We start from the raw sequence: 24,883 nt of genomic DNA on the forward strand, positions 1-24,883 counted from the left end.
GCCGTAGAGCTTGCGACCGGGGCGGTTCAAAACGGCTTCAGCGTGGTTTCAGCACCCCGGCAGGAATCCCGGGGCGCTGAAACCCGCGGACGCCCGGGTGGGCCGCACGATCGGGGCAGTACGGGTCGCCGGGCGGTCCCGGCCCCGCGTTGACTGGTTACGGCGGTGTCCGGCGCGCGGGGACCGCGGGAGGAGGCGGCATGGCGTGGACGGCGCGGCTGCACCGCCTGCGTGCCGGTGCCGAACGGCGATTTCCCGTGCTGACGGCGCTGACCGACCGGCTGCTGTCCGCGAACCTCCTGGACGCCGGGACCAGGCTGGCCGCGCAGGCGTTCCTCGCCGCGGTGCCGCTGCTGTTCGCCATCGCGGCCTTCACCCCGGCGGGCGTGCGCGACCAGCTGCGCGACTCGCTGCGTTCCATGTTCGGGCTGACCGGCGCGTGCGAACGGCAGGTGCAGCAGGTCCTCGGCGATTCCGTCGACCCGACCGTGCGCGAGACCAGCGGCGCGGTCGGCCTGGTGGTGGCGCTGGTCTCCGCGACCGGCTTCAGCCGCGCCATGACCCGGGTGTGCGAGCGTGCCTGGCGGCTGCCCCGAGCCGGCGCGCGCATCGCCGCCTGGCGCTGGGTGGCGTGGCTGCTGGTGCTGGTCCTGGTGGTCCTGCTCCAGGGACCGATCCGCGAGGGGTTCGGCGTCGGCCTCTGGCTCGGCACACCGCTGATGTTCGTGCTCGGCGTCGGCGTGTGGCTGTGGACCCAGCGCCTGCTGCTGGCGGCCCGCGTCCCCTGGCTGCCGCTGCTGCCCGGAGCGGTCCTCGCCTCGGCCGCGACCACCGCGCTGGGCCTGACCGCGCGCGTGTACGTGCCCAACGCCCTCAACCGCGCCCTGGACGAGTACGGCTCCCTCGGTCTGGTCCTGGTCATGCTGTCCTGGCTGATCGTCCTGTGCGGCGCGGTCACCTTCGCCGTGACCATCGGCGCGGTGCTGGCCGGGGAGCCGCCGCTCGACCGGTACCTCGCGGTCAGCCGGCGAACCAGGCCGCGACCGCCACCACGGTGAAGAAAACCACGACGGGACCGAGCGGAAGCCCCCGGTCACGGCTCGGTGCCGGTCGGGCGGGGCGCAGTTCCGGGTGCGCGTGGAGCAGGGCGACGTCCCGCACCATGCGCACGTACGACGGACGCAGGCCGAGGCGCTGCTCGGCCCGCGGCAGGCCCACGCCGCGGAGTCGCCAGGTGCCGCCGTCCCACAGGGTCAGCTCCACACTGCCTTGCGACGTGTACCGCGCCTGTCGCAGCCGGTCCCACGGAACATGCCGCACGTGCCACGCCCCCGTGAGCCAGAGCCCCGAACTGTCCGCCACCACCCGCCAGTTGAGCTGTACGGCGGCGACGCCGGCGAGGGTCAGGGGGCCGGGCAGCAGCACGGCCCGCCAGCCGAGGCCCTCCGTCAGGAGCAGGTGGACGACGGAGGTGAGGCTCGCCACCATGCCCACGACCAGAGCGAGGCCGCACGTCCGGGCCGCCGTGCCCGGTCCCCAGCGCACGGGCTCTTCCGCCCCGGCCAGGGGCGGGCGTCCAGGCGGGCCGGTCACGGCCGCGTCGGGTCCGCGGCCGGGGCGTGGCAGCCGGACCGGAGCCGTCGAGCGGACGACGACCGGGCGGGCGTCGCGGTCGGTGCCGGCGAGGACGAGTTCACCGCCTTCGTACGGCGCGCCGAACATCACGGCCTCGTGCAGCCGGGCGTCCAGGGCGTGCGCTGCGCCGAGGGTGAGCGACTCCTCGGCGCGGGCGCTCCCGGGTGGATCCACGGCGCTCGGAACCGGCGTGAAGCGGCCGACGAGCAGCGGCGTGCGGGCGTGCGTGTCGTGCGCCGCGTGGATCCGGATCCGCCCGTCGTCGCCGATGGCCGCCAGCACCCGTAGCGCGGGCACCGGCGCACGGCGCAGGGCGGCGGCGCGGCGCCGGACGGTCAGGCCGGTGAGCAGCAGGGAGACGCCCGGCAGGCCGGCGGCCAGGGTGAGCAGTTGCCAACCGAAGGCGTCGTAGGGCTCGGCCGCAAGGCGGCGCCGGGTCCCGTTCTCCAGTACGGTCACCGTGCTGCCGACGCGGTAGTCCTCCGGGTAGGACGCGGTGATCCTCAGGTGCCGGGCGTCGTCGGTGCGCACCCGGACGGACACGTCGTCGCGGCCCACCACGGTCGCGGCGGTGCGCACGGCGCCCGCCGCGAGGCGCTGGTCGGCTCGGATGCCCTCCACTGCCTGAGCGACGGTGAAGACGGCCACGGCGAGGAGCAGCAGCCCCGCCGCGATCGGGATCGTCCCGCGTCTGAGCGGGGGGTCCGGGGCGGGCAGGGGGTGCCGGGTGCTGGCGGCGCGCGTGGCGGCGTCTCGCTGCCGTCGGCGGGCGGCGAGGCGTTCGCAGGCGGCCGCGCAGCCGAAGGCCAGGGCGAGGAGGACGGAGAGGTTGGCGGCCACGGTCGTCGGTGCGCCTCCCGGCAGCTCCGCCCGGCAGACGACGACCGCCAGAGCGGGCGCGGCGACCAGCGCCAGCTCCGGCAACCGGGCGAGCCAATACAACAGCCCCGCGACCAGGCCCAGTTCCGCCATGCCGGCCCAGTCCGGGCCGCAGGGTGCGGCGTCGCTGCACGGCCGGTCCGGTGTCGCCACGTTCGCCCACACCACGCTGACGAGCAGCGCCGCGACGGACCACGAGGGCCGCGCCCAGGGCGCGCTGCGAGCGCGTTGCCACCGGGCGGCGTCCTCGCCGGACCACGGGGGCGCGCCGGCGGGCACGGAGGCGGACGGTATCGGGACAGGCGTGTCGGACACCCGAGGATTATGAACCGTAAGAATTCGGCCACCCCCCTTGGGGGAGACGGAGGTTAGCCTCCTGCCATGACGACGGACGTGAACCGGGTGCCGCTCTTCTGCGATGTCGCCCTGGCCGCGCGCATCGAGCACGCCGAGGCCCGGCTGATGGCCGCAGCGGCCGAGGCCGCCCGGGCGCGCCGGGGGGACGGCAGGGGGTTCGTGCGGTGGCTGGCCGGTGGTGCGGCCACCTTCGCCGCGCACGAGTCGCCCTTCAACAAGGTCGCCGGGCTCGGCTTCGACGGGGTGCCCGAGGCGGCCGAACTCGACACCGTCGAGCGGGCCTTCGCCGACCTGGACGCGCCCGTGCAGGCGGAGGTGGCCGAGCTGGCCGATCCGGCGGTGGGCGCCCTGCTGACGGGGCGCGGCTACCGGCTGGTGTCGTTCGAGAACGTGCTGGGGCTCGCCCTCACGGGCGCGTACGAGCGGGCGACGCCCGCGGGCATCGAGGTCCGGGTCGCCCGCGACGACGAGTTCGACGCCTGGCTGGACGTCGTCGCCGAGGGTTTCGCCCACCCCGACGCCCACGGCGTGCCGTCCCACGAGGACTTCTCCCGCCAGGCCCTGCTCGACGCCGAACGCGACTTCGCCGCCGCCGGTGTGGTGCCCTACCTCGCCCGGTGCGACGGCGCCGTGGCGGGCGGCGGCAGCCTGCGCACGACGGCGGGCATCGCCCAGCTGACGGGCGCGGCGACGGCGCCCGCGTACCGGCGGCGCGGTGTCCAGACGGCCCTGCTCTCGGCCCGGCTCGCCGATGCGGCGGCCGCCGGGTGCGACATCGCCGTGGTGACGACCCAGCCGGGTTCCCGGTCCCAGCACAACGTGCAGCGCCGGGGCTTCGATCTGCTGTACGCCCGTGCGGTGCTCGTGAAGGAGACGGGGCGCGCGGCATGAGGGCGAAGGAGGTAAGCGGCGGGCGGGGAGGTCGTCGAGGCCGATCCCGCCGGTGCGGCGGTGATCCGCGGCGGCGCGGCTCCTCGACGGCGTGGCTGACGGTGTCCTGGTCGCGGTCGGCTCGGACACGGTCGGACACGGGACGGGGGCACGGAACGGTCCGGGCCGGCGGCCGTGAGCGTCCGTCCGCGCGGCCGGGCGATCAGCGCGCTGTGCCGGACGTGCCTCAGTGGTCGCCGTCCCGGCGGGACCGCGCGATGATCCACGCGGCGCCGCGCTCGGCCAGGACCCGCCTGCGTTCCCACCGGGAGCGCCGGGCCACGCGGGCCGGGGGCCGCACGGCCGGCGGTGCGGCGGCCAGCTCGGCGAGACGGGCGGCGGCCCGGGCGAGCTGTGCCTGTGCCCGGCGGCGCTGCGCGGTGGAGCCGGCCTTCAGCAAGGCCGTGTAGAGCCCTTCGACCTCGGCCAGGGCGGCGCCCAGCCGCAGATTCGCCTCACGCACCCGCCGCATGTCCCCGCCCGGCATGCACGCCCTTCTTCCCCCGATACAGCCCCTTCGCAGGGCTCAACACCCCGTCCATTTCGATTATTGCGCAATTCCGCAACACATCTCCCGGACATCGGGCAGAGCGTCCGCCCGGCGCCGACGGCGGCCTGCGGGGAGGTGGCGGCGCGCACGATCACGGAGAGCGCCAGGGCGGACAGGTCCGTTAGGCCCTGGAAGAGCTCCCCGCACCCTTCGAGCAGCTCCCGGCCGACCCGTGCGGCGGCGCTCCCACCGGCCAGGGCGCGCGCTTCGAGCCGGCGGGACAGTTCGTCGAGCGGCGCGGAGAGGCACGGCAGTTCGGCGGAAGCGCCGAGTCCGGGTCGTGTTCTGATCAGGTGACAGGTGGTCGACGGGTCGTCTGCGAGGGGGCGCCGGAGATCGCCAGGGGGGCAGGTTCTTCTTAAGGTTGCGCAAGCACGTAACACACGGACTGGAGGAGTACGACGTGGGCATCATCGGCTGGATCGTTCTCGGGCTGCTCGCCGGGGCCATCGCCAAGATCCTGCTGCCCGGACGTGACCCGGGTGGCCTGATCGGCACCACCCTGATCGGCATCGCGGGCGCCTTCGTCGGCGGCTGGCTGTCGGTCCGCTTCCTCGACCGCCCAGTCGAGAAGCACTTCTTCGACCTCTACACCTGGGGCGCGGCGATCGGCGGTTCCCTGGTGCTGCTCATCGGCTACCGGCTGCTGTTCGGCAACTCACGGGACTGACCGGGCCGGCAGCCGGGTCCGGCCCCCGTCGAGAGTGATCGACAGACCCTCGTCGGTGACGTCGACCGCCGTCGCCTTCAAGCCCAACGGGTAAGCGACGTCGGCGCGTTGGGCCAGCCGGCCGCGGATGCGGTCGACGAGGGCGGCGGGGGCCGGAGCGCCGAGGACGTCGGCGCTCTGGAGGTCCAGTGCGACACGGCCGTCCTTGAGGCGGGGTTTCAGCGTGGCGCGGCCCAGCCCGCCGTCGAGGTCCAGGGTCAGCGTGCCGGACGTGGCGTCCGCGCGCACGGCGCTGACCCGCAGCCGGCCGCCCGCACCGGACGTCATGTCCCGCAGGGAGCCGGTGGGGACCTCCACGTCGGCGTGGGTGTGCGCGACCGTGCCCGAGCGGTGACCGCTCAGACGTACGTCGTCGAGGCGCGCACGGACCGACACGTCCGGGACCGGACCGAGAACCGCGTGGTCTCCGGTGACGGTCACGGCGTCGAGGTGCCGCTCGTACAGGTCGAGCAGGGCCGGACCCCCGGTGATGTCGACGCGCACGTCACCGTCCTTGCCCAGGGCCCGGCCCACCGCGGCCGCCAGACGGCTGTGCAGCAGCGCGCGGGCGGCGAGTTCGGCGGCGCCGGCGAAGAGCAGGGTCAGGGCCAGGGCGGCGGCGGTGAGAGTCAGGGCCCGGTGGCGGCGGAGGGCGGAGCGGATCACGTACGGTCCCCCGAGGCGGCCTCGGCGACGGTGTACGCGGCGTCCGGCTCGGCGGTGGCCGCGGCGGACGGGCCCTCGGGGTCCAGGTGGGGCAGGAGCCGCTCCAGGAAGCCGGGCAGCCACCAGTTGGCCCGGCCCAGCAGGTACATGGTGGAGGGCACGAGCACCAGCCGGACCACGGTGGCGTCGATGACGACGCTGACGCCCAGACCGAGGGCCAGCATCTTGATCACCACGTTGGTGGAGAGCAGGAACGCCAGGAAGACGCTGGTCATGATGAGCGCGGCGCAGCTGATGACACGGGCGGTGCCGGCCAGGCCCGCGGCCACGCTGCGGTGGTTGTCCCCCGTGTGCAGCCAGGACTCGCGGATACGGGAGAGCAGGAAGACCTCGTAGTCCATGGAGAGGCCGAAGACGATCGCGAACATCATCATCGGCACGTACGACTCGACCGGGACCGGTTCCTCGACGCCCAACAGGCCGCCGCCCCAGCCCCATTGGAAGACCGCGACGACGACGCCGTAGGCGGCGCCGATGGACAGCAGGTTCAGCAGAGCGGCCTTCAGGGCGACCAGGAGGCTGCGGAAGACGGTGAGCAGGAGCAGGAAGGCCGCCGCGACGACGACCGTGACGATGACCGGGAGGCGGTCCACGACCACGTCGCGGAAGGCGAGTTGGGCGGCGGTGACGCCGGTGACGTAGCCGTGGGCGCCCGTGCCGGCGAGCACGTCGGGCAAGGTGTCGTCCTGAAGCCGGTGCATCAGGGCGGAGGTGCCCTGGTCCTGCGGTCCGGAGTCCGGGGTGACGGTGGCGACGAGCAGGGTGTGGTCGTCGCTGCTCACGGGGGTGGTGGCGCGGGCGACACCAGGGGTCGCGGTCAGCGCGTCCCGCAGCCGCCGGGCGAGGGCGGCGGGGTCGGTGCCGCTGCCGTGGAGGTCGGCGACGACGGTGAACTGGCCGTTCGTGCCGGGCCCGAAGCCGTCGGCGATCAGGTCGTAGGCGCGGCGGTCGGTGTACGCGGTCGGGTCGGCTCCGTTGTCGACGTGGCCCAGGCGCAGGGAGGCGGCGGGAACGGCCAGTACGCCGAGGACGAGCGCGCCCACGGCGAGGAAGAGCCAGGGACGGCGGCCCACCGTGGCGGCCCAGCGGTGCCAGGTGTCGGCCGTGCCGGTCGGTTCGTCGACGGGGGTGCGCACCCGCCAGCGGTCGATGCGGTGGCCGGCCAGGCCGAGGAAGGCGGGGGCCAGGGTGAGCGCGGCGACGGCCGCGACCAGGACGGTCAGGCCGGCGGCGACGCCGAGGGTGCCGATGAAGGTGACGCCGGACGCGTACAGGCCGCCCAGGGCGAGGGCGACGGTGGCCGCGGCGACGATCACCGCGCGTCCGCTGGTGGCGACGGCCCGGCCCGCGGCCTCGGCGGGATCGTCGAGGCCGTGCAGCAGCCTCCGGTGACGGGTGATCAGGAACAGCGCGTAGTCGATGCCCACGCCCAGGCCCATCATCGTGGCCAGGGTGGGCGCGGCGGCGCCGAAGGTGAACGCCGCGGCCAGCAGCCCGAGCAGGGAGAGGCCCGACAGCAGTCCGACGACGGCGGTCAGCAGCGGCAGCCCGGCGGCGGCGAGGCTGCCGAACCCGGTCAGCAGCACGACGACGGCGGTGGCGAGGCCGATCACCTCCGACAGCCGGTCCTGGGCCTTCGGGCGCGCCAACTGCCCCAGCGGGCCGCCGTATTCGACCTCCACCCCGTCGGCGCGCAGGCCGTGGACCGCGTCGTCGACGCCGTCGAGGTAGGACACCTCGAAGCGGGCCGGGTTCTGGCCGAAGCGGACGGTCATGACGGCGGTGGCGCCGTCGGCGGAGACCGCGCCGGGTGTGCCGAGCGGATCGCTCACCGAGATCACCTCGGGCAGGCGCCTCAGCCGCGTCGCCGCGGTGTCGACGGCACCGCGATGGGCGGCGAGGGTTCCGCTGCCGGTGTGCAGCACGACCTGGGCGGCCGTGCCGCGGACGTCGGCGGAGCCGTGCGCGTCCAGCAGGTCGGCGCCGGTCTGCGCGGAGGTGCCGGGCAGCGAGAAGTCGTCGTCGTACGTGCCGCCCCAGGCGCGGTCGGCGCCCGCGGCGGCCAGCAGCGCCAGCAGCCAGACGCCGAGCACCCACCAGGGCCGCCGCGCGCACCCGCGGCCGAGCCGGTGCAGGAGGCCGACGGGAGGGGAGGGTTCGGTGGTGGTCGTGTCGGGGGTGTGGGTCATTGCGTCGTTCCTGGTCGCGGGCGGGGTGGCGGATGGGGCGGGTTCGTCACGTCGGGGTACGCGGGGTCACCGCCGGTCCTGCTGCCGGAACCGGCTGCGGCGTTCCGCCCAGCGCCGCACCTGTTCGCCGTAGCCGCCGGCGAGCGCCTTGTCGCGGATCGCCGTCCGCTGCTCGTCGCGTGCGTCCCCGGTCAGGCCGCGCAACCGCGTGAGGTCCTGCCGCAGCTGCTCCGGCAGCGCCCGGAAGCGGCGCTGCGCCGTCTCGGCCCGGGTCCGTACGCGGGTCCCGTACCGTCCGGCGAGTGCGTCCTGCCAGATCCGGGCCGCCTCCTGCTGCCGTTGCGGCGGGTCCATGGTGCGCAGCTTCTCCAGGTCGGCACGGAGGTCCGCGGGCAGCCGGCCGGGCAGCGGGCGCGGGTCGGTGCCGACGAGGCCGATCGTGTCGGCGTCGGCCAGGGCGACCGCCGGGGTGCTCACGGCGGTCGTGGCGGTGCCGTCCGGCCGGGCCGCGGACGCCGTCCACGCGAGCGTGGTGACGGCGGCGGCCGTGGCGACGGCCAGCGCGGTGGCGCGGACCCGGCGGGACACGGCGGTACCGAAGCGGTGCACGGTCGATCATCCTCCGTTGCTGGTCTGACTCGGTCTCGCGGCCCAGCGTGGCCGGGGTGTGCGAGCGGGACGTACGGCGAATGTTCGGGGCGTGTAAGGCCCGGCCGCCGGCCGTGCTCGCGCCGGCCGGGGGTGGCTAGCATCGAGGCCGGGCCGCGAGGAGAGAGGCACATGCCGGACAGCAAGGGACTCGTCCTGGTCGTCGAGGACGAGCGCAACATCGCCGACCTGCAGCGGCGCTATCTGAGCCGGGAGGGCTTCGGCGTCCATGTGGAGAGCGACGGCGACGCCGCCCTGGCCGCGGTCCGCAGGATGCGCCCCGTGGCGATCGTGCTGGACATCGCCCTGCCGGGTACGGACGGCATGGAGGTGTGCCGGCGGCTGCGCGAGGAGGGCGACTGGACACCCGTGCTGTTCGTGACCGCCCGCGACGAGGTCACCGACCGCGTCCTGGGCCTGGAACTCGGCGGCGACGACTACCTCACCAAGCCGTTCTCCCCGCAGGAGCTGGTCGCCCGGGTCAAGAGCCTGCTGCGGCGCGCCGCCGGTCCGCGGCGGGACCCGGTGCGCCGGGTCGGGCGCCTCACGCTGGACACCGGCCGCCGCACCCTGCACGTCGACGGCGGGCCGGTGGAGCTGACGACCACCGAGTTCAACCTGCTCGCGTTCCTGATGGACCACCCCGGCCAGGTGTTCACCCGCGAGCAGTTGCTGGCGCAGGTCTGGGGGTACGCCGGCTACCGGGACACGCGGGTGATGGACGTCTACGTCTCCCAGCTGCGCGCCAAGCTGGGAGACGCCAGTCCGCTGCGCACGGTCCGCGGGGTCGGGTACGGCGTCACCGACGGCGGCCGATGAGCGGCGCACGCCGTCGCGGCTCCCTGGCCGCGCGCATCGTGCTGCTGACCACCGCCGTGGCCGCCGTGGCCGCCGTGGTGACCGGGCTGTTCGCCTGGCGGATGATCCGCACGAACGCCGAGGCACAGGAACGCGACGAGCTCTCCCGCCAGGCGGAGGTGCTGGCCCGGACTCCGCCGCTGGCCTCCTGGATGCTGGAGCGGCAGCAGCGCATCGCCGGACCGGAGGACATCGGGCTCGCTCTGGTGCGCCCGTCGGGCGCGGTGGACGGGCCGGCGGCGGCCGTCGTCGGCGCCGCGGAGGCTCGGGCGCTGCTCGCGGGCCGCGACGTGTCGGCCACCGCGCGTCTGGAGGGGCGGCCGGTGCTGGTGGAGGGCGTGCCGAGCGCCACCGGCGGCGGGCTGGTCCTCACCCGGCCGATGAGCGCCGTGGACGAGGCCACCGCGCGGATGCGCGGAGCGCTGGTGCTCCCCCTCGCCCTGGGGCTGGCGGGCGCCGCGGTGGCCGGCGCGCTGCTGGGCCGCCGCCTGGCCCGCCCGCTGGTCTCGGCGGCGCGCGCGGCGCACCGGCTGTCCGAGGGCGAGCGCGGCCTCACCGTGCCGGCTCGCGGGCCGGCCGAGCTGGCGGAGCTGGCCGGCGCGCTGCACACGCTCGACGCGGCGCTGGCCCGCAGCGAGAACCGGCAGCGGGACTTCCTGCTCTCCGTCTCGCACGAGATCCGCACCCCGCTGACCACCGTGCGCGGCTATGCCGAGGCACTCGCCGACGAGGTGGTCACCGGCGACGAGGTCCCCGAGGCCGGGCGCATCCTGCGCTCGGAGATCGAACGGCTGGAACGGTTCGTCGGCGACCTGCTGGCCCTGGCCCGCCTGGAGGCCGACGACTTCCGGCTGGATGCCGGCGAGGTGGACCTGGACGCGCTGCTGGCGGAGGCGGCCACGGCGTGGTCGGCGCGGTGCGCCGGGCACGGCGTCGACTTCCGCGTCGAGCGCCCGAAAGGGCCGCTGCCGCTCATCACGGACGGTTTCCGGGTACGGCAGCTGATCGACGGCCTCGCCGAGAACGCCCTGCGCGTCACCCCGGCCGGCAAGCCCCTCGTCCTGGCCCTGGAACGGGACGGCACCGGGGCGCGGCTGCAGATCCGTGACGGCGGGCCCGGCCTCACCGAGGACGACATCGCGGTCGCCTTCGAACGCGGCGCCCTGAGCGAGCGCTACCGGGGCGTCCGCCCCGTGGGCAGTGGCCTCGGCCTGGCCATCGCCCACCGCCTGACCAGCCGGCTGGGCGGCACCATCACCGCGACCGCCCCCGCCCCCGAGGGCGGTGCCTGCTTCACCGTGCACCTGCCGTCCCGCCCTGCCGGCCTTGCCCTGCCGGCCTCCGGCGACCCCACCTCGACCTGATACCCCCAGGGGTATTTGACGCCAACCCGCCGACCGCCGTACTCTCGCCCCCAGAACACCCCCCGGGGTATTTCTGCGGCCGTTCACCCTCCCCGGTCACCCCTTCGAGCAAGGGCGAACCAGGGCCTGGCGCATACCCCGGGGGGTAACCACAGCCCCCATCCGGCACGGAGGTCAGCCGACCATGTTCTTCGCCCAGTACTACCTCGACTGCCTCTCCCAGGCGTCGTACATGATCGCCGACGAGACCACCGGCAGGGCCGTCGTCGTCGACCCGCGCCGTGACGTCTCCGAGTACCTCTCCGACGCCGCCGAGCACGGTTTCACCATCGAGGCGGTCATCAACACCCACTTCCACGCCGACTTCCTCGCCGGCCACCTGGAACTGGCCCACCGCACCGGCGCCTGGATCGGCTACGGGCGGCGCGCCGAGGCCGAGTACCCCGTCCGCAAGCTGACCGACGGCGAGCGCATCAGCCTCGGCGACGTGCAGCTGCGGATTCTCGAAACGCCGGGCCACACCCCGGAGTCGATCAGCGTCCTGGTCCACGAGCACGCCACCGACACCGTCCCCTACGGCGTCCTGACCGGCGACGCGCTGTTCATCGGCGACGTCGGCCGCCCCGACCTGCTGGCCTCCGTCGGCGTCACCGCCGACGAACTCGGCCGCATGCTCTACGACACCGTCCAGAACAAGCTCATGGCCCTGCCCGACGCCGTCCGGGTCTTCCCCGCCCACGGAGCCGGTTCCGCCTGCGGCAGGAACCTCTCCACCCAGCGCCGGTCCACCATCGGCGAGCAGCGTGCCACCAACTACGCCTGCCGGCCCATGAGCCGGGACAGCTTCGTCGAACTGGTCACCGCGGGCCAGCCCTCCGCGCCCGCCTACTTCGTCTACGACGCCCTCCTCAACCGCAAGGAGCACGGCCTGTTCGACGCGGCCGCCGCAGCCCGGCCCCTGTCCGCCGAGGAGTTCACGCGGCGGCGCGCGGCCGGCGCGGTCGTCGTCGACGCCCGTTCCCCGCAGGACTTCGCCGCCGGTCATCTGCGCGGCTCGGTCAACGTGCCCGCCGACGGTCGCTTCGCCGAGCAGGCCGGCACGGTCGTCACCCCCGACCGGGACGTCCTCGTGGTCGCTCCCCAGGACCGTGAGGAGGAGATCGTCACCCGGCTCGCCCGGATCGGCTTCGACAGGGTCGGCGGCTACCTGCGTGAACCCGAGGCCGCCTTCGTGGAGTTGGCCGATGAGACGGAACAGGCCGGCCGCCTGACCACCGGCGAACTCCGGCGGCTGCTCGACGGCGGGCAGCCACCGGTGGTGGTGGACGTGCGCAACACCGCCGAGCGCGAAGAGGGCTTCATCCAGGGCTCGTTGCACATCCCCCTGGCCGAACTCGCCCGCCGCGCCCACGAGATCCCCGCCGACCGTCCCCTCGTCGTGCACTGCGCGGGCGGCCACCGCTCCTCCGTCGCCGCCAGCCTGCTGCGGCACCAGGGCCGTACCGACGTCTCCGACCTGCTCGGCGGCTACGGCGCCTGGCTCGCCCAGCCCGCGGCCGCCGGCGCCTGAGCAGCCGCACCCCTCCCCCCTCCCCCTCGACAGCAAGGAACCCCACCCCGATGACCACCCGTGCCGACCAGCCCCGCCTCGACCCGGACACCCTGCGCGAGCTGACCCGATCCGGCGACGGCCCCCGCCTGCTCGACGTGCGCACCCCCGGCGAGTTCCGCACCGCCCACATCCCCGGCTCCTACAACGTCCCCCTCGACACCCTGCGCGAACACCGCGCCGAGCTCCTCCGCCACCTCGACGAGGACGTCGTGCTGGTGTGCCGCTCCGGCGCCCGCGCCACCCAGGCCGAACGAGCCCTCGCGGAGGCGGGACTGCCCAACCTGCGCGTCCTCGACGGCGGCGTCACGGCCTGGAAGAGCGTCGGGGGTCCGCTCACCCGCGGTCCCGAACGCTGGGAGCTGGAGCGCCAGGTGCGACTGGTCGCCGGAAGCATCGTGCTCGTCACCGGTGTCGCGGGGATGTTCGTGCCCGGGCTGCACCTCGTCGGCACGGCCGTCGGCGCCGGGCTGACGATCGCCGCGCTCACCGACACCTGCGCACTGGGCATGCTGCTGTCCAAGCTGCCCTACAACCGCGGTCCGCGCGCCGACCTCGACACGGTCGTCGCCGCTCTGCGGGACCCGGCGTGATCGTCCTGGTCGTCACCGCCTCCCTGCTGATCGGCGCGGCCCTGGGCGTCCTGGGCGGGGGCGGTTCCCTCCTGACCGTGCCCGTCCTGGGCTACCTCGCCGGGATGGACGCCAAGGAGGCCATCGCCACCTCGCTGTTCGTCGTCGCCGTCACCAGCGCCGCCGGGGTCGTCCCGCACGCCCGCGCCGGCCGGGTGCGCTGGCGCACCGGGCTGCTGTTCGGGGCGGCGGGCATGACCGGCGCGTACGCGGGCGGACGGCTCGCCCGGTTCGTCCCCGGCACGGTCCTGCTGATCGCGTTCGCGCTCATGATGGTCGCCACCTCGGTCGCCATGATCCGCGGCCGGCGCCGGGAGCCGGTCCGGCCGCGCCGCGAACGGCCAACGGGCGCCGTCCTGTTGAACGGCGTGGCCGTCGGTCTCGTCACCGGGCTGGTCGGCGCCGGCGGCGGCTTCCTCATCGTTCCCGCCCTGGCCCTGTTCGGCGGGCTGCCGATGCCGGTCGCGGCCGCGACCTCGTTGCAGGTGATCGCCCTCCAGTCGTTCGCGGGGTTCGCCGGTCACCTCTCCGGCGCGCACGTGGACTGGCCGGTGGCGGCGCTCGTCACGTCGGCGGCCGTCGCCGGCAGCCTCGCCGGCGGCCGGCTCGCCGGGCGCATCCCGCAGGAGACGCTGCGCAGGGCGTTCGGCTGGTTCGTCGCCGCCATGGGCGTCCTCGTGCTGGCCGGGCAGACCGGCCCCGGCGTGCGCCACGCCCTCGTGAGCAGCCCCTGGACGTGGTCCGCGGCGGCGGCCGCGGGCGCGGGCCTGACCGGCTGGTACGTCCTGCGCCACCCACGGCCGGAGGGCACGGCCCGCCGGGGGCCGTGACCGGGGCGCGGCCGGCCGCTCGTCAGCGGAGCACCACCGTGCGTCTGCCCTGTACGAACACGCGGCCTTCGCAGTGCCAGCGGACCGCCCGGGCCAGGGCCGCCGACTCGGCGTCGCGGCCGATGGCGGCCAGGTCGTCGGGGGTGTGGCTGTGGTCGACGCCGATGACCTCCTGGGCGATGATCGGGCCCTCGTCGAGGTCGGCGGTGACGTAGTGGGCGGTCGCGCCGACGAGTTTGACGCCTCGCTCGTGGGCCTGGTGGTAGGGCTTGGCGCCCTTGAAGCTGGGCAGGAACGAGTGGTGGATGTTGATCATCCGCCCCGCCATCCGGGTGCACAGGTCGTCGGAGAGCACCTGCATGTAGCGCGCGAGGACGACGAGGTCGACGTCGAACTCGTCGACGAGCCGGAGGAGTCGGGCCTCGGCCGCGGGTTTGGTCGCGGCGGTGACCGGCACGTGGAAGAACGGGATGCCGTGCCAGGTGACGAGTGCCTCGTGGTCGCGGTGGTTGGAGACCACCGCGACCACGTCGAGGGGCAGGTCGCCGGTGCGGGTGCGGAAGAGCAGGTCGTTGAGGCAGTGGCCGTAGCGGGACACCATGACCAGCACGCGGCGCCGGGCGTCGGCCGGTTCGAGGTGCCAGCGCATGGCGAACGACGCGGCCACGGCGGCGAATGCGCGGCGCAGGGCGTCGGTGGTGTGCTCGCCGCCCGCGGTCGCGAAGCGCACCCGCATGAAGAAGTGGCCGTCGCGGCGGTCGCCGAACTGGTGGTTGTCGACGATGTCGCTGCCGTGGTCGAGCAGGAAGCGCGAGACGGCGTGGACGATCCCCGGCGCCTCGGGGCAGTCGAGGGTGAGGACGTGTTCGGTCGGTGTGGCCATCACGGCACCTCCGGGCCGCGGAACTCGCTCATCGCGTCGATGAGCCAGCGGGCCAGGTAGTCGGCGAACGAGGAGCGCGGCAGCAGGCGGTACGCCGGCGTGTCGTCGGTCTGCCACAGCAGTACGGCGACGGGGCCGACCGTGGTGGACACCGCCTGCCCGGCGGCGAAGGCGCGCGGGTGCAGGTCCAGTGGGCAGCCCTTCTCCAGCACCTGCCGGGCGGCCGGGCCGGCCAGTTCCAGCGTGGTGCGGTGGGCGGAGACGTCCACGGCCGAGCCGGGGTCGCCGCCGAGGGCCTCGCGCAACTCGGCGGTCAGGGCGGCCGGTTCGGCCTGCGAGAGCACGAGCCACTCGTCGGGGCCGAGCCAGGCGACCGTGTGCGGGCCGGCCGCGGCGGTCTGGCCGCACCGCCCGGGCAGCGGCGCCCCCAGGGTCTTCCGGACGCGGTCGGCCGCTTCGGACGCGGGGGCGACCCGCAGGTTCACCATGGTGAGGAAGGGCCGTTCGGACAGGGTGACCGCGCGGGCTCCGGTGACCGTGGCGGCGCGCATCCGCTCGTGCAGGTGCGCCAACGGGCTCACCCGCAGGTGGGTCGTCGGTTCAGCCATCTCGCCTGGTCCCTTCGGGGTCGTAGAGGACGGAGTCGGTCACCTCGACGGGGACGAGGTCGTCGCCGACGGGGGCGAGCAGGGTCTCGCCGATCCTGGCCCGCCCGCCGGCGACCAGGGCGAGCGCGAAGGGGCGGCCGAGGGCCGGGCTGTGGTAGCTGGAGGTGACGTGGCCGAGCATCGGCACCGGAAGCCTCGCCAAGTCGGCGTCCGGCGAGACCAGTTGGGTGCCCTCGGGCAGCCGGGTCGTACGGTCGCTCGGCAGCAGGCCGACGAGCTGTTTGCGGTCGGCGCGGGCGGTGTCGGCGCGGGAGAAGGACCGCTTGCCGATGAAGTCCTTCCGCTGGGAGACCACCCAGCCCATGCCCGCGTCCTGCGGGGTGACGGTCCCGTCCGTGTCCTGGCCGACGATGATGTAGCCCTTCTCGGCGCGCAGGACGTGCATGGTCTCGGTGCCGTAGGGGGTGATGCCGTACGGCTGCCCGGCCGCGTACACCTGCTCCCAGACGGACAGGCCGTACCAGGCCGCCACGTTGATCTCGTAGGCGAGTTCGCCGGAGAAGGAGATCCGGCAGATGCGCGCCGGGACGCCGCAGGCCAGGGTGGTCTCGCGGAAGGCCATGAAGGGGAACGCCTCGGCGGACAGGTCGAGTTGCGGCACGAGGCGGGCGACGACCTCGCGCGACTTCGGGCCGACGACGGCGATCGTCGCCCACTGGTCGGTCACCGAGGTGCAGTGCACGTCGAGTTGGGGCCACTCGGTCTGCAGCCACTCCTCCAGCCAGTCCAGGACCGCGGCGGCGTTGCCGGTCGTGGTGGTCATGAAGTACCGGTTGTCGTCGAGGCGCAGGGTCACGCCGTCGTCGAAGATCATGCCGTCCGGCTTGCACATGACGCCGTAACGGGCCGTGCCGGGCGTGAGCTTCTTGAAGGCGTTGGTGTAGACGCGGTTGAGGAACTCGCCCGCGTCCGCGCCCCAGATCTCGATCTTGCCGAGGGTGGAGGCGTCCATGACGGCCACGCCCTCCCGGGCCGCGCGGCACTCGCGGGCCACGGCCGTGTCCTTGTCCTCACCGGGCCGCGGGTAGTACCAGGGTCGCTTCCACTGCCCGACGTCCTCGAACCTCGCGCCGTGCGCGACGTGCCAGGCGTGCAGGGAGGTCGTCCGCTCGGGGTCGAACAGCGCGCCGCGCTCGCGCCCGGCCAGGGCGGCGAAGGCGATCGGCGTGTAGGGCGCCCGGTAGGCCGTCGTGCCGATCTCGCCCGGCGAGCCGCCGAGGATCGCGGCGATCACGCCGATCGCGTTGACGCCGGAGGTCTTGCCCTGGTCGTTGGCGGTGCCGAGGGACGTGTAGCGCTTGACGTGTTCGACGCCGCGCAGGCCGGCGCCGGTGGAGCGCAGGACGTCGGCGACGGTGACGTCGCGCTGGAGGTCGACGAAGCGGGTGTCCTCCTCGCCGTCGGGGCCCGGCACCAGCCACAGGGCGCGGGTGGGGGCCGGGGGCCGCGCGGCGACGGGCGGCGGTACGGGGACCGCGAACCCGGCGTCCGTCGCGGCCCGCGCACCGGCCCGGGCTCCTTCGGCCAGGCAGTCGTCGAGGTCGTACGTCCCCCGGGCCGCCCCCACGACCTGCTGGTCTCGCACCGCGCCGTCGGGGACGAAGGCCACCAGTTCCTCGTCCCAGCGCAACCGGCCCTGGCGCTGGCTGTGCAGGTGCACCACGGGGCTCCAGCCGCCCGAGACGGCGAGCAGGTCGCAGTCGAAGGACCGTGCGGCGCCGGTGAGCCGGCCGTCGGCGTCGAGGGACCGGACGGTGACGCCGGTCAGCCGCCGCTCCCCCGCGGTGCCGACGACGGCGCTGCCGGTCAGCACCCGCACGCCGGTCGCGCCCGCGATCTCGGCGGCGCGGCCGGTGCGTTCGGGGCGCGCGTCCACCACGGCGGCGATGTCGACGCCGGCCGCGTGGAGGTCGGCGACGGTGTCGTAGGCGCTGTCGTTGGTCGTGCTCACCACGGCCCGCGAACCGGGCACGACGGCATACCGGTCGAGGTACGTGCGCACGGCGCCGGCGAGCATCACCCCGGGCCGGTCGTTGCCGGCGAAGACCAGCGGGCGTTCGTGCGCGCCGGTCGCGAGGACGACCTGGCGGGCCCGGATGTGCCACACGCGCTGCCGTGAGACCCCCTCGGCGGGGGCGTCGGTGCCGAGGTGGTCGGTGCGCCGCTGCAGGGCCAGCACGTAGTTGTCGTCGTAGGACCCGAAGGCGGTGGTGCGGCGCAGGACGACGGCCTCGGGGGCGGCGTCGAGCGCGGCGCGCAGTGCGTCGGTGCGGGAGAGGCCGGCGCCGAGCAGGCAACCGCCGGGCTCGGGCTGGTCGTCGAGGAGGAGCACCCGGGCGCCGGAGCCCGCGGCAGCGGCGGCCGCCGCGAGGCCGGCCGGTCCGGCGCCGACGACCAGGACGTCGGTGTGGACGTTCTTCTTGTCGTACACGGCCGGGTCGGGGGTCGGGTCGAGCCGGCCCATGCCTGAGAGCGTGGTGGCGGACAGGCCGTCGTAGAGCTCCACGGTGGTGGCCGGGAGCATGCCCTCCGAGCACGGACCGGTCACCTGGAGCAGGGCGTTGGGCTCCTCGACGCCCGCGGTGACGATGCCGCGCGGGCGGCCGCGGTAGAGCGACGGGCCGGCCTCGACGATGCCGTGGGCGAGCATCGCGGAGGCGACGGTGTCCCCCGGGTGGCCGGTCAGCTCCCGTCCGTCGAGGGTGAACCGCAGCTCGGTGGCGCGGTCGATGCGGCCGCCCCGCGGCAGCCGGAAGCGCTGGTCGGTCATCGGTCGCCTCCGGGGCGGGGCTCGTCGGGGCGGTAGGAGGTCAGCACCTCGTGGGTGGCGGTGTCCCGCAGGACGTTGAACCAGCGGCGGCAGCCGGTGCTGTGCACCCACCGCTCGGCGAAGGGGCCCTTGGGGTTGTCGCGGTAGAAGACGTACTCGGCCCACTGCTCGTCGGTGAGGTCGTCGGGGTTGCCGGGGTAGGGGACGTGGGCCTGTCCGCCGTAGTGGTACTCCGTCTCGTCCCGGGGGCCGCACCATGGGCAGGTGATCAGCAGCATGGTGTCCTCTCCTCAGTGGGCCACGGCCGCGGCGCCGTGTTCGTCGATCAGCGCGCCCGTCGTGAAGCGGTCCAGGGCGAAGGGGGCGTTGAGGGGGTGCGGTTCGCCCGTGGCGATGGTGTGCGCGAAGGTCCAGCCGGCGGCCGGCGTGGCCTTGAAACCGCCGGTCCCCCAGCCGCAGTTGACGTAGAGGTTCCCGACGGGGGTGGTGCCGATGATGGGCGAGGCGTCCGGCGTGACGTCGACAATGCCGCCCCAGGTCCGCAGCACGTGCGCCCGCGCGAAGACGGGGAAGAGTTCGACGGCGGCGGCCATCTGCTGCTCGATGACGTGGAAGGAGCCGCGCTGCCCGTAGCCGTTGTAGGCGTCGACGCCCGCGCCCATCACCAGTTCGCCCTTGTGGGCCTGGGAGACGTAGACGTGGACGTGGTTCGACATGACCACCGTCGGGTGCACCGGCTCGTGCAGTTCGGAGACGAGGGCCTGCAGGGGGTGCGACTGCACGGGCAGCCGTACGCCCGCCCGCGCGGCGAGCACGCTGCTGTGCCCGGCCGCCGCCAGACCGACCCGCCCGGCGTGGATGCGGCCCCGGCTGGTCTCCACGCCCACCACCCGGTCGCCGTCCTTGAGGAAGCCGGTGACCTCGCAGTTCTGGATGAGGTCGACGCCCAGTTCGTCGGCGCGGCGGGCCAGCGCCCAGGCGACGTGGTCGTGCTTGGCGATGCCGGCACGGGGCTGGAAGGTGCCGCCGAGGACGGGATAGCGGGTGTGGGGCGAGACGTTGAGGATGGGGCAGACCTCGGCGACCTCGTCCGGCTCCAGCCACTGGGCGTCGACGCCGTTGAGCCGGTTGGCGTTGACGCGGCGCACGCCCTCGCGGACGTCCTGCAGGGTGTGCGCGAGGTTGAGGACACCGCGCTGGCTGAACAGGAAGTCGTACTCCAGCTCCTGCGGCAGCCCTTCCCACAGCTTGAGCGCGTGCTCGTAGATCGCCGCGCTCTCGTCCCAGAGGTAGTTGGAGCGGATGATCGTGGTGTTGCGGGCCATGTTGCCGCCCGCGAGCCAGCCCTTCTCCAGGACGGCGACACGGGTGATGCCGTGGTTCCTGGCGAGGTAGTAGGCGGTGGCCAGGCCGTGGCCGCCCGCGCCGACGATGACGACGTCGTAGGAGGAGCGCGGCTCGGGGTTGCGCCACAGGAAGTCCGGGTGCTCCGGCAGCGGTTGTGCGGTCATGCCGCGGCTCCGTTCGCGTAGAGGGGGAAGGCGCCGGTCAGCTTCTCCACCCGGGCCCGCAGTTCGTCGTCGGGCCGCTCGCTCTTGAGGGTCTCGGCGATGATGTCGGCGACCTCCCGGAACTCCGGCTCGCCGAAGCCGCGGGTGGCCAGGGCCGGGGTGCCGATGCGCAGGCCGGACGACACCATCGGCGGGCGCGGGTCGAAGGGCACCGCGTTGCGGTTGACGGTGATGCCGACGCGGTGCAGGCGGTCCTCGGCCTGCCGTCCGTCGAGCGCGGAGTTGCGCAAGTCGACCAGCACCAGGTGGACTTCGGTGCCGCCGGTCAGCACGGTGATGCCGGCCTCGGCCACGTCGTCGGCGAGCAGCCGTCCGGCGAGGACGCGGGCGCCGCGCAGGGTGCGCCGCTGGCGCTCCCTGAACTCCTCGCTCGCCGCGGCCTTGAAGGCCACCGCCTTCGCGGCGATGACGTGCTCCAGAGGGCCGCCCTGCTGCCCCGGGAAGACCGCCGAGTCGATCTTCTTGGCGAGGCCGGCGCGACTGAGGATCACACCGCCGCGCGGCCCGCCGAGGGTCTTGTGGGTGGTGGTCGTGACGATGTCGGCGTACGGCACCGGGTTCGGGTGGAGACCCGCGGCCACCAGGCCGGCGAAGTGCGCCATGTCCACCAGCAGGTAGGCGCCCACGGCGTCGGCGATCCGGCGGAAGGCGGCGAAGTCCAGCTGCCGCGGGTACGCCGACCAGCCCGCGACGATCAGTTTCGGCCGGTGCGCGCGGGCGAGCCGTTCGACCTCGTCCATGTCGACGCGCAGGTCACCGGCGCGTACGTGGTACGGCACGGCCTCGTACAGCCTGCCGGAGAAGTTGAGGCGCATGCCGTGGGTCAGATGGCCGCCGTGCGCCAGGTCGAGGCCGAGGATCGTGTCGCCGGGGTCGAGCAGCGCGGACATCGCGGCCGCGTTGGCCTGGGCGCCCGAGTGCGGCTGGACGTTGGCGGCCTCGGCGCCGAACAGCTCCCTGACCCGGTCGACGGCCAGGCGCTCGACGACGTCGACGTGCTCGCAGCCGCCGTAGTAGCGGCGGCCCGGGTAGCCCTCGGCGTACTTGTTGGTCAGCACCGAGCCCTGGGCCTCCAGCACCGCGAGCGGCGCGAAGTTCTCGGAGGCGATCATCTCCAGGGTGGACTGCTGGCGGGCCAGCTCGGCGTCGACGGCCGCGGCGACCTCCGGATCGAGCTCGCCGAGCGGGCGGGAGAGGGACGGGGTGGGCGTCGGGGCGGCTGCCATCTGTGCACCCTCCTGGGGGCCAACTAATGGGCAACTGATATATCAGACTGTGCGGTACGGTATGGGAGCTCGCCGGAGAGGTCAAGGGGGCATCGATGCAGCAGGTGGCGACAGAGTCCGTCAGCGAGGAGCCGACGCTCGCCGAACGGGCCTACCGGGCCATCCGTGACCGGCTGGTCATGCTGGAGATCCGCCCGGGCTCGCCCATCAACGAGGAGCAGCTGGGGCAGTCGCTCGGGGTCGGCCGCACTCCGGTGCGCGAGGCGCTCAAGCGGCTGCAGTACGAGCGGCTGATCACGACGTATCCGCGGCGCGGCACCTTCGCCACCGAGGTCAACATCACCGACCTCGCCCACATCTCCGAGGTGCGCCAGGAGCTGGAGCCGCTGGCCGCCGCCCAGGCCGCGCGCCGGGCCACGGCGGCGGACCGGGCGGCCCTGACGGCCCTGCGGCGGGAGCTGGCGGGCGCGCACGCCGGGCGACAGGACACCTCCGCGCTGATGCACCTCGACCTCCGGGTGCACCGCGCCGTCTACGCCGCCGCGCACAACCCGTATCTGGAGGACACCCTCGTCCGCCACGACAACCTGGCCACCCGGATCTGGTGCCTGTTCATCGACCGCCTGTCCGACATGGCGGGCCACGTCGAGGAGCACGGGCCACTGATCGACGCGATCGTCACCGGCGACGCGGAACAGGCCGCCCGGCTGGCCCGCGCCCACGTCGAGGGGTTCGAGCGCGCCATCCGAGCGGCCATCTGAGTGTTCAGCTCCAGGCCGTCACCGGTGTGAACGAGCTGTCCTGCCGCAGGATGTCCGTGCCGTCGGCCACGTCGAGCCGCACCTGGTAGTTGTAATGGCGCAGGTAGTACCCGGGGTAGTTGTACGACTCCCAGCGGATCGAGCCCGACGCCGTGCCCGTCCTGGCGATGAACGTCGCGTCCTTCGCGAACGTCGCGGTGCCGTCGTTCGCGTCGAAGCGGCCCCGGAAGTCGTAGTGGCGCAGATAGTTCCCGGCGGAGTCGCGGAAGGAGAAGGCGCCCGGGTCGGCGAGGCCGGGGACGACGGTGAAGGTGGCCGCCTGCTTCTCGGCACTCGTGCCGGCGCTCGTCACCACGGGCAGGTTGAGCAGCGAGGACTGCTCCTGCCAGTAGCGGGTCGGGGAGTTGGCCGACTGGAACGAGCGGGTGACGTTCGTCGCGAGGCTCGGTCCGCCCGACACCGTCTCCTTGATGACGGTGAAGTGCCGCGCCGTGCCCGAGATCGCCGGCAGGGCCTTGGGCGCGGTCCAGGTCGCGAACGTGTCGTAGCTGTCGCTGTAGTAGTACGTGCCGTCGCCATAGCCGTCGAAGAAGACGCGCCAGGCGCCGTTGTCGAGCCGCACGACGGACGGGCCCTCCCGGTAGCTGCCCCAGCCCGCCCAGTCGCCGGTCCTGGTGAGGGTGTAGGGGCCGGTGAGGCTGGACGCCGTGCCGTACTCGATGTACTTCGTCGTCTCGTTCTTCGTGAACGCGTGGTAGGCCGAGCCGATCCGCACGAGGTAGGTGTCGATGTGGTTCGGGCCGATGCCGGAGAGCGCGACCGGCGAAGTCCACGCCGTCAGCGCGGAGTTGGTGGCCGTCATGACGTACGGGGTGAAGATCCACTCGTCGTCGGTCGTCGAGCAGGAGACGATGACGTTCACGCTGCCGTCGCCGTCCACGAACCACTCCGGCGCCCAGGCCCGGGAGAGGTCGGTGATCGGCACCGTGTAGTCGTACAGGAAGGTCCAGTTGACGCGGTCCGAGCTGCGCGCGAAGCCGATCGTCGTGCTGACGTCCTGCCAGGTGTGCGTGGTGTAGGTCAGGTAGTAGTAACCGTCGGTGTGCTTGAAGATGCTGGCGTCGCGGATGCGGTTGCCCGGCGGCGTGTAGGCCGAGGACCGCACGAGGCGGAAGTCGGTGGCGTCGTCGGACTGGTAGACGTTCACCGTGCCGTCGTCGCTGTCGAGGAAGGGCACGATCGTGTAGCGGGTGGCCGAGCCGGCGGCGGGGGCGGCGGCGGAGGCCGTGCCGAGCAGGCCGGGCAGTTCGCCCAGCGCGAGGGCCGCGGCGGGGAGGGCGGCCATCGCGCGCAGGAGGGCGCGGCGGGACGGGGCGGGGGGACGAGTGGTCACGTGCGGCTCCTTGGTCCATCCCGAACCCATGCGTTCGTGATGTCGAACGCGGTTCGGTGAATCGGTCAGAAGGTAGAGGTGGGGCGTGTGCGCGTCAATGCTTCGCGCAGGGCTGGACACCACCTGTGTGACGGATGCGTTCACCGCCAACCGCCCTGCGGACAAGGGGCGTTCGAGATTCCGTACCACGGCGGGCCGCCGCACGTTACCGTTCGGTAGACAGCCCGCTTCCGGAGGTGTCCCGCATGACGCTCGACCGTTCCGCAGGCCTGGCCGAGTCCGCCCGGGCGCTGGCCGCGGGGGAGGTCACCTCCCGGGCGCTCGTCGAGCGGGCCCTGGCCCGCATCGAGGCCGCCCAGCCCACGATCAACGCCTTCCGGATCGTGCGGACCCCGGCCGCCCTCGCCGAAGCCGACGCGGCCGACCGGGAGTTGGCCGCCGGCGTGCGCACACCCCTGCTGGGCGTGCCCGTCGCCGTCAAGGACGACATGGACGTCGCCGGCGAGCCGACCGCCTTCGGGTGCGCGGGCGAGTTCCCGGCGGTCGCCGAGGACGGGGAGGCCGTACGGCGGCTGCGGGCGGCCGGAGCCGTCATCGTGGGCAAGACGAACACCTGCGAGTTCGGGCAGTGGCCGTTCACCGAGGGACCCGCGTTCGGGGCCACCCGCAACCCGTGGAGCCTGGACCACACCCCGGGCGGCTCCTCCGGCGGTTCGGCCGCCGCCGTCGCCGCCGGGCTCGTCCCCGCCGCCCTCGGCTCCGACGGCGCGGGCTCCGTGCGCATCCCCGCCTCGTGGACCCACCTCGTCGGCATCAAGCCCCAGCGCGGCCGCATCTCCACCTGGCCGCGCGGCGAGTCGTTCCAGGGCATCACCGTCAACGGCACCCTCGCCCGCACGGTCGCGGACGCGGCCCTGCTGCTGGACGCGGCGAGCGGCAACCACGCCCGCGACCCGCACCGGCCGGCCCCCGTCGACGCCTTCGCGGCGGTCGGGCGCGACCCCGGCCGGCTGCGCGTCGCGCTCTCCCTCAAACCGCCGTTCACCGCCGTGCCCGCCCGCCTGCGGCCGGAGGTCCGCACGAAGGTACGCGAACTCGCCGAGAAACTTGCCCAGTTGGGACACACCGTCGAGGAGGCCGATCCGCCCTACGGCCAGATCGGGCTCACCTTCGTCCCGCGGGCCACCGCCGGCCTCGCCGAACGCGTCCGCGAGGCGCCGTTTCCCGCGCTCCTCGACCGGCGCACCCGCGACGCCGCCCGGCTGGGCCGGCTGCTGGGCGGGGCGCCCCTGCGGGCGGCACGGCGCGCGGAGGCGGTGCTGCACCGCCGCATCGGCGGCTTCTTCCGGTCCTACGACGTGATCCTCGCGCCCACGACGGCCGCTCCCCCGCCACGGGTCGGCGCGCTGCTGCCGCTCGGCGGTTTCGCCACCGACCGGGCGATGATCGCCGCCTGCCCCTACGCCTGGCCGTGGAACGTGCTGGGCTGGCCCGGGATCAACGTGCCGGCCGGCTTCGTCACCGGCGGACTGCCGGTCGGCGCCCAACTGCTGGGCCCCGCCGGGAGCGAACCCCTGCTGATCTCGCTCGCCGCGCAGCTGGAGGCGGAGCTGCGCTGGCACGAGGCGTGGCCGCCGCACACCGTCACCTCGGATTCCCCGGCCGCGTGACGGCGTTCGGCTCGTGCCCTGTGAC

The 24,883-nt window shown here is 74.2% G+C and carries 22 protein-coding genes; 10 read left to right on the plus strand and 12 right to left on the minus strand.

Translation table 11 applies throughout. The features are described from left to right. Window positions 1-200: 200 nt before the first annotated feature. Window positions 201-1,058: a YhjD/YihY/BrkB family envelope integrity protein gene (locus ACYF6T_RS01855; RefSeq protein WP_461692810.1), complete on the plus strand. Its 858-nt coding sequence runs from the start codon at window positions 201-203 to the stop codon at window positions 1,056-1,058. On the opposite strand, the gene ACYF6T_RS01860 is transcribed toward ACYF6T_RS01855, so the two are convergent. After that, the gene (locus tag ACYF6T_RS01860) at window positions 1,021-2,829 is read right to left on the minus strand and encodes a hypothetical protein (RefSeq protein WP_461692811.1); all 1,809 of its coding nucleotides are present in this window, start codon (window positions 2,827-2,829) and stop codon (window positions 1,021-1,023) included. The two genes, ACYF6T_RS01855 and ACYF6T_RS01860, sit on opposite strands and share 38 nt — an antisense overlap. A gap of 66 nt (window positions 2,830-2,895) precedes the next feature. Between ACYF6T_RS01860 and ACYF6T_RS01865 the strand changes: the two genes are divergently transcribed. Then, window positions 2,896-3,762 carry a GNAT family N-acetyltransferase gene (locus ACYF6T_RS01865; RefSeq protein ID WP_461692812.1) on the plus strand — a complete coding sequence of 289 codons (867 nt, stop codon included), beginning with the start codon at window positions 2,896-2,898 and terminating at the stop codon, window positions 3,760-3,762. Window positions 3,763-3,988: 226 nt separating this feature from the next. Here the strand turns inward: ACYF6T_RS01865 and ACYF6T_RS01870 are convergent, their stop codons facing one another. Further along, a complete protein-coding gene (locus ACYF6T_RS01870; protein ID WP_461692813.1) occupies window positions 3,989-4,288 on the minus strand; it encodes a hypothetical protein in 300 nt (99 codons plus the stop codon). 466 nt (window positions 4,289-4,754) lie between these two features. On the opposite strand from ACYF6T_RS01870, the gene ACYF6T_RS01875 reads away from it, so the two are divergent. Next, window positions 4,755-5,021 carry a GlsB/YeaQ/YmgE family stress response membrane protein gene (locus ACYF6T_RS01875; protein ID WP_461693233.1) on the plus strand — a complete coding sequence of 89 codons (267 nt, stop codon included), beginning with the start codon at window positions 4,755-4,757 and terminating at the stop codon, window positions 5,019-5,021. On the opposite strand, the gene ACYF6T_RS01880 is transcribed toward ACYF6T_RS01875, so the two are convergent. From ACYF6T_RS01880 to ACYF6T_RS01890, 3 genes are all read right to left on the minus strand, one after another. Continuing rightward, window positions 5,010-5,726, minus strand: coding sequence for an LmeA family phospholipid-binding protein (locus tag ACYF6T_RS01880; protein WP_461692814.1), 717 nt, complete (start codon window positions 5,724-5,726; stop codon window positions 5,010-5,012). The genes ACYF6T_RS01875 and ACYF6T_RS01880 overlap by 12 nt on opposite strands. After that, on the minus strand, window positions 5,723-7,975 hold the full coding sequence (locus ACYF6T_RS01885; protein WP_461692815.1) for an MMPL family transporter: 2,253 nt from the start codon (window positions 7,973-7,975) through the stop codon (window positions 5,723-5,725). Before ACYF6T_RS01885 ends, ACYF6T_RS01880 begins: the two co-directional genes overlap by 4 nt. Before the next feature lie 66 nt (window positions 7,976-8,041). Continuing rightward, entirely contained in the window at window positions 8,042-8,584 is a 543-nt protein-coding gene (locus ACYF6T_RS01890) for a hypothetical protein (protein ID WP_461692816.1), read from the minus strand. Window positions 8,585-8,755: 171 nt separating this feature from the next. Here ACYF6T_RS01890 and ACYF6T_RS01895 point away from each other — a divergent pair, with 171 nt between their 5' ends. The 5 genes from ACYF6T_RS01895 (at window position 8,756) to ACYF6T_RS01915 (ending at window position 13,916) form a co-directional block, all read left to right on the plus strand. After that, window positions 8,756-9,442, plus strand: a complete 687-nt coding sequence (locus tag ACYF6T_RS01895) for a response regulator transcription factor (protein ID WP_461692817.1) — start codon at window positions 8,756-8,758, stop codon at window positions 9,440-9,442. After that, a complete protein-coding gene (locus ACYF6T_RS01900; RefSeq protein WP_461692818.1) occupies window positions 9,439-10,845 on the plus strand; it encodes a sensor histidine kinase in 1,407 nt (468 codons plus the stop codon). Before ACYF6T_RS01895 ends, ACYF6T_RS01900 begins: the two co-directional genes overlap by 4 nt. Before the next feature lie 184 nt (window positions 10,846-11,029). Continuing rightward, a complete protein-coding gene (locus tag ACYF6T_RS01905) occupies window positions 11,030-12,415 on the plus strand; it encodes an MBL fold metallo-hydrolase (RefSeq protein ID WP_461692820.1) in 1,386 nt (461 codons plus the stop codon). Window positions 12,416-12,465: 50 nt separating this feature from the next. After that, the gene (locus tag ACYF6T_RS01910) at window positions 12,466-13,047 is read left to right on the plus strand and encodes a rhodanese-like domain-containing protein (RefSeq protein WP_461692822.1); all 582 of its coding nucleotides are present in this window, start codon (window positions 12,466-12,468) and stop codon (window positions 13,045-13,047) included. Beyond that, window positions 13,044-13,916, plus strand: a complete 873-nt coding sequence (locus ACYF6T_RS01915; protein ID WP_461692824.1) for a sulfite exporter TauE/SafE family protein — start codon at window positions 13,044-13,046, stop codon at window positions 13,914-13,916. Before ACYF6T_RS01910 ends, ACYF6T_RS01915 begins: the two co-directional genes overlap by 4 nt. Before the next feature lie 22 nt (window positions 13,917-13,938). Here ACYF6T_RS01915 and purU read toward each other — a convergent pair whose 3' ends face one another. Genes purU through glyA form a run of 6 tightly spaced genes read right to left on the minus strand, consistent with a single transcriptional unit; the run spans window position 13,939 to window position 21,034 of the window. Then, entirely contained in the window at window positions 13,939-14,799 is an 861-nt protein-coding gene (gene purU / locus ACYF6T_RS01920; protein WP_461692826.1) for a formyltetrahydrofolate deformylase, read from the minus strand. Then, window positions 14,799-15,407, minus strand: a complete 609-nt coding sequence (locus ACYF6T_RS01925) for a sarcosine oxidase subunit gamma (protein ID WP_461692827.1) — start codon at window positions 15,405-15,407, stop codon at window positions 14,799-14,801. The genes purU and ACYF6T_RS01925 overlap by 1 nt, the downstream gene beginning before the upstream one ends. Beyond that, window positions 15,400-18,237 carry a sarcosine oxidase subunit alpha family protein gene (locus ACYF6T_RS01930; RefSeq protein ID WP_461692828.1) on the minus strand — a complete coding sequence of 946 codons (2,838 nt, stop codon included), beginning with the start codon at window positions 18,235-18,237 and terminating at the stop codon, window positions 15,400-15,402. Before ACYF6T_RS01930 ends, ACYF6T_RS01925 begins: the two co-directional genes overlap by 8 nt. Beyond that, window positions 18,234-18,515, minus strand: a complete 282-nt coding sequence (locus ACYF6T_RS01935; RefSeq protein ID WP_461692829.1) for a sarcosine oxidase subunit delta — start codon at window positions 18,513-18,515, stop codon at window positions 18,234-18,236. Before ACYF6T_RS01935 ends, ACYF6T_RS01930 begins: the two co-directional genes overlap by 4 nt. Window positions 18,516-18,527: 12 nt before the next feature. Further along, window positions 18,528-19,748, minus strand: coding sequence for a sarcosine oxidase subunit beta family protein (locus ACYF6T_RS01940; protein WP_461692830.1), 1,221 nt, complete (start codon window positions 19,746-19,748; stop codon window positions 18,528-18,530). Then, window positions 19,745-21,034 (minus strand): serine hydroxymethyltransferase, encoded by a 1,290-nt coding sequence (glyA, locus tag ACYF6T_RS01945; RefSeq protein WP_461692831.1) that lies wholly within the window; start codon window positions 21,032-21,034, stop codon window positions 19,745-19,747. Before glyA ends, ACYF6T_RS01940 begins: the two co-directional genes overlap by 4 nt. Before the next feature lie 95 nt (window positions 21,035-21,129). On the opposite strand from glyA, the gene ACYF6T_RS01950 reads away from it, so the two are divergent. After that, window positions 21,130-21,795 (plus strand): GntR family transcriptional regulator, encoded by a 666-nt coding sequence (locus ACYF6T_RS01950; protein WP_461692832.1) that lies wholly within the window; start codon window positions 21,130-21,132, stop codon window positions 21,793-21,795. 4 nt (window positions 21,796-21,799) lie between these two features. On the opposite strand, the gene ACYF6T_RS01955 is transcribed toward ACYF6T_RS01950, so the two are convergent. Further along, window positions 21,800-23,188: a glycoside hydrolase family 43 protein gene (locus ACYF6T_RS01955; protein ID WP_461692834.1), complete on the minus strand. Its 1,389-nt coding sequence runs from the start codon at window positions 23,186-23,188 to the stop codon at window positions 21,800-21,802. A 245-nt stretch (window positions 23,189-23,433) separates the two neighbouring features. Between ACYF6T_RS01955 and ACYF6T_RS01960 the strand changes: the two genes are divergently transcribed. Further along, window positions 23,434-24,858, plus strand: coding sequence for an amidase (locus ACYF6T_RS01960; protein WP_461692836.1), 1,425 nt, complete (start codon window positions 23,434-23,436; stop codon window positions 24,856-24,858). Window positions 24,859-24,883: the final 25 nt, after the last annotated feature.

Source organism: Streptomyces sp. 7R007, assembly GCF_054850255.1.

Bases quoted from the DNA above. Each gene is read 5' to 3' on its own strand.
- glyA (WP_461692831.1), bottom strand. From the start codon at position 21,034: ATGGCAGCCGCCCCGACGCCCACCCCGTCCCTCTCCCGCCCGCTCGGC.
- ACYF6T_RS01900 (WP_461692818.1), top strand. From the start codon at position 9,439: ATGAGCGGCGCACGCCGTCGCGGCTCCCTGGCCGCGCGCATCGTGCTG.
- ACYF6T_RS01960 (WP_461692836.1), top strand. From the start codon at position 23,434: ATGACGCTCGACCGTTCCGCAGGCCTGGCCGAGTCCGCCCGGGCGCTG.
- ACYF6T_RS01935 (WP_461692829.1), bottom strand. From the start codon at position 18,515: ATGCTGCTGATCACCTGCCCATGGTGCGGCCCCCGGGACGAGACGGAG.
- ACYF6T_RS01870 (WP_461692813.1), bottom strand. From the start codon at position 4,288: ATGCCGGGCGGGGACATGCGGCGGGTGCGTGAGGCGAATCTGCGGCTG.
- ACYF6T_RS01950 (WP_461692832.1), top strand. From the start codon at position 21,130: ATGCAGCAGGTGGCGACAGAGTCCGTCAGCGAGGAGCCGACGCTCGCC.
- ACYF6T_RS01905 (WP_461692820.1), top strand. From the start codon at position 11,030: ATGTTCTTCGCCCAGTACTACCTCGACTGCCTCTCCCAGGCGTCGTAC.
- ACYF6T_RS01910 (WP_461692822.1), top strand. From the start codon at position 12,466: ATGACCACCCGTGCCGACCAGCCCCGCCTCGACCCGGACACCCTGCGC.
- ACYF6T_RS01865 (WP_461692812.1), top strand. From the start codon at position 2,896: ATGACGACGGACGTGAACCGGGTGCCGCTCTTCTGCGATGTCGCCCTG.
- ACYF6T_RS01940 (WP_461692830.1), bottom strand. From the start codon at position 19,748: ATGACCGCACAACCGCTGCCGGAGCACCCGGACTTCCTGTGGCGCAAC.
- ACYF6T_RS01895 (WP_461692817.1), top strand. From the start codon at position 8,756: ATGCCGGACAGCAAGGGACTCGTCCTGGTCGTCGAGGACGAGCGCAAC.
- purU (WP_461692826.1), bottom strand. From the start codon at position 14,799: ATGGCCACACCGACCGAACACGTCCTCACCCTCGACTGCCCCGAGGCG.
- ACYF6T_RS01855 (WP_461692810.1), top strand. From the start codon at position 201: ATGGCGTGGACGGCGCGGCTGCACCGCCTGCGTGCCGGTGCCGAACGG.
- ACYF6T_RS01885 (WP_461692815.1), bottom strand. From the start codon at position 7,975: ATGACCCACACCCCCGACACGACCACCACCGAACCCTCCCCTCCCGTC.
- ACYF6T_RS01925 (WP_461692827.1), bottom strand. From the start codon at position 15,407: ATGGCTGAACCGACGACCCACCTGCGGGTGAGCCCGTTGGCGCACCTG.
- ACYF6T_RS01930 (WP_461692828.1), bottom strand. From the start codon at position 18,237: ATGACCGACCAGCGCTTCCGGCTGCCGCGGGGCGGCCGCATCGACCGC.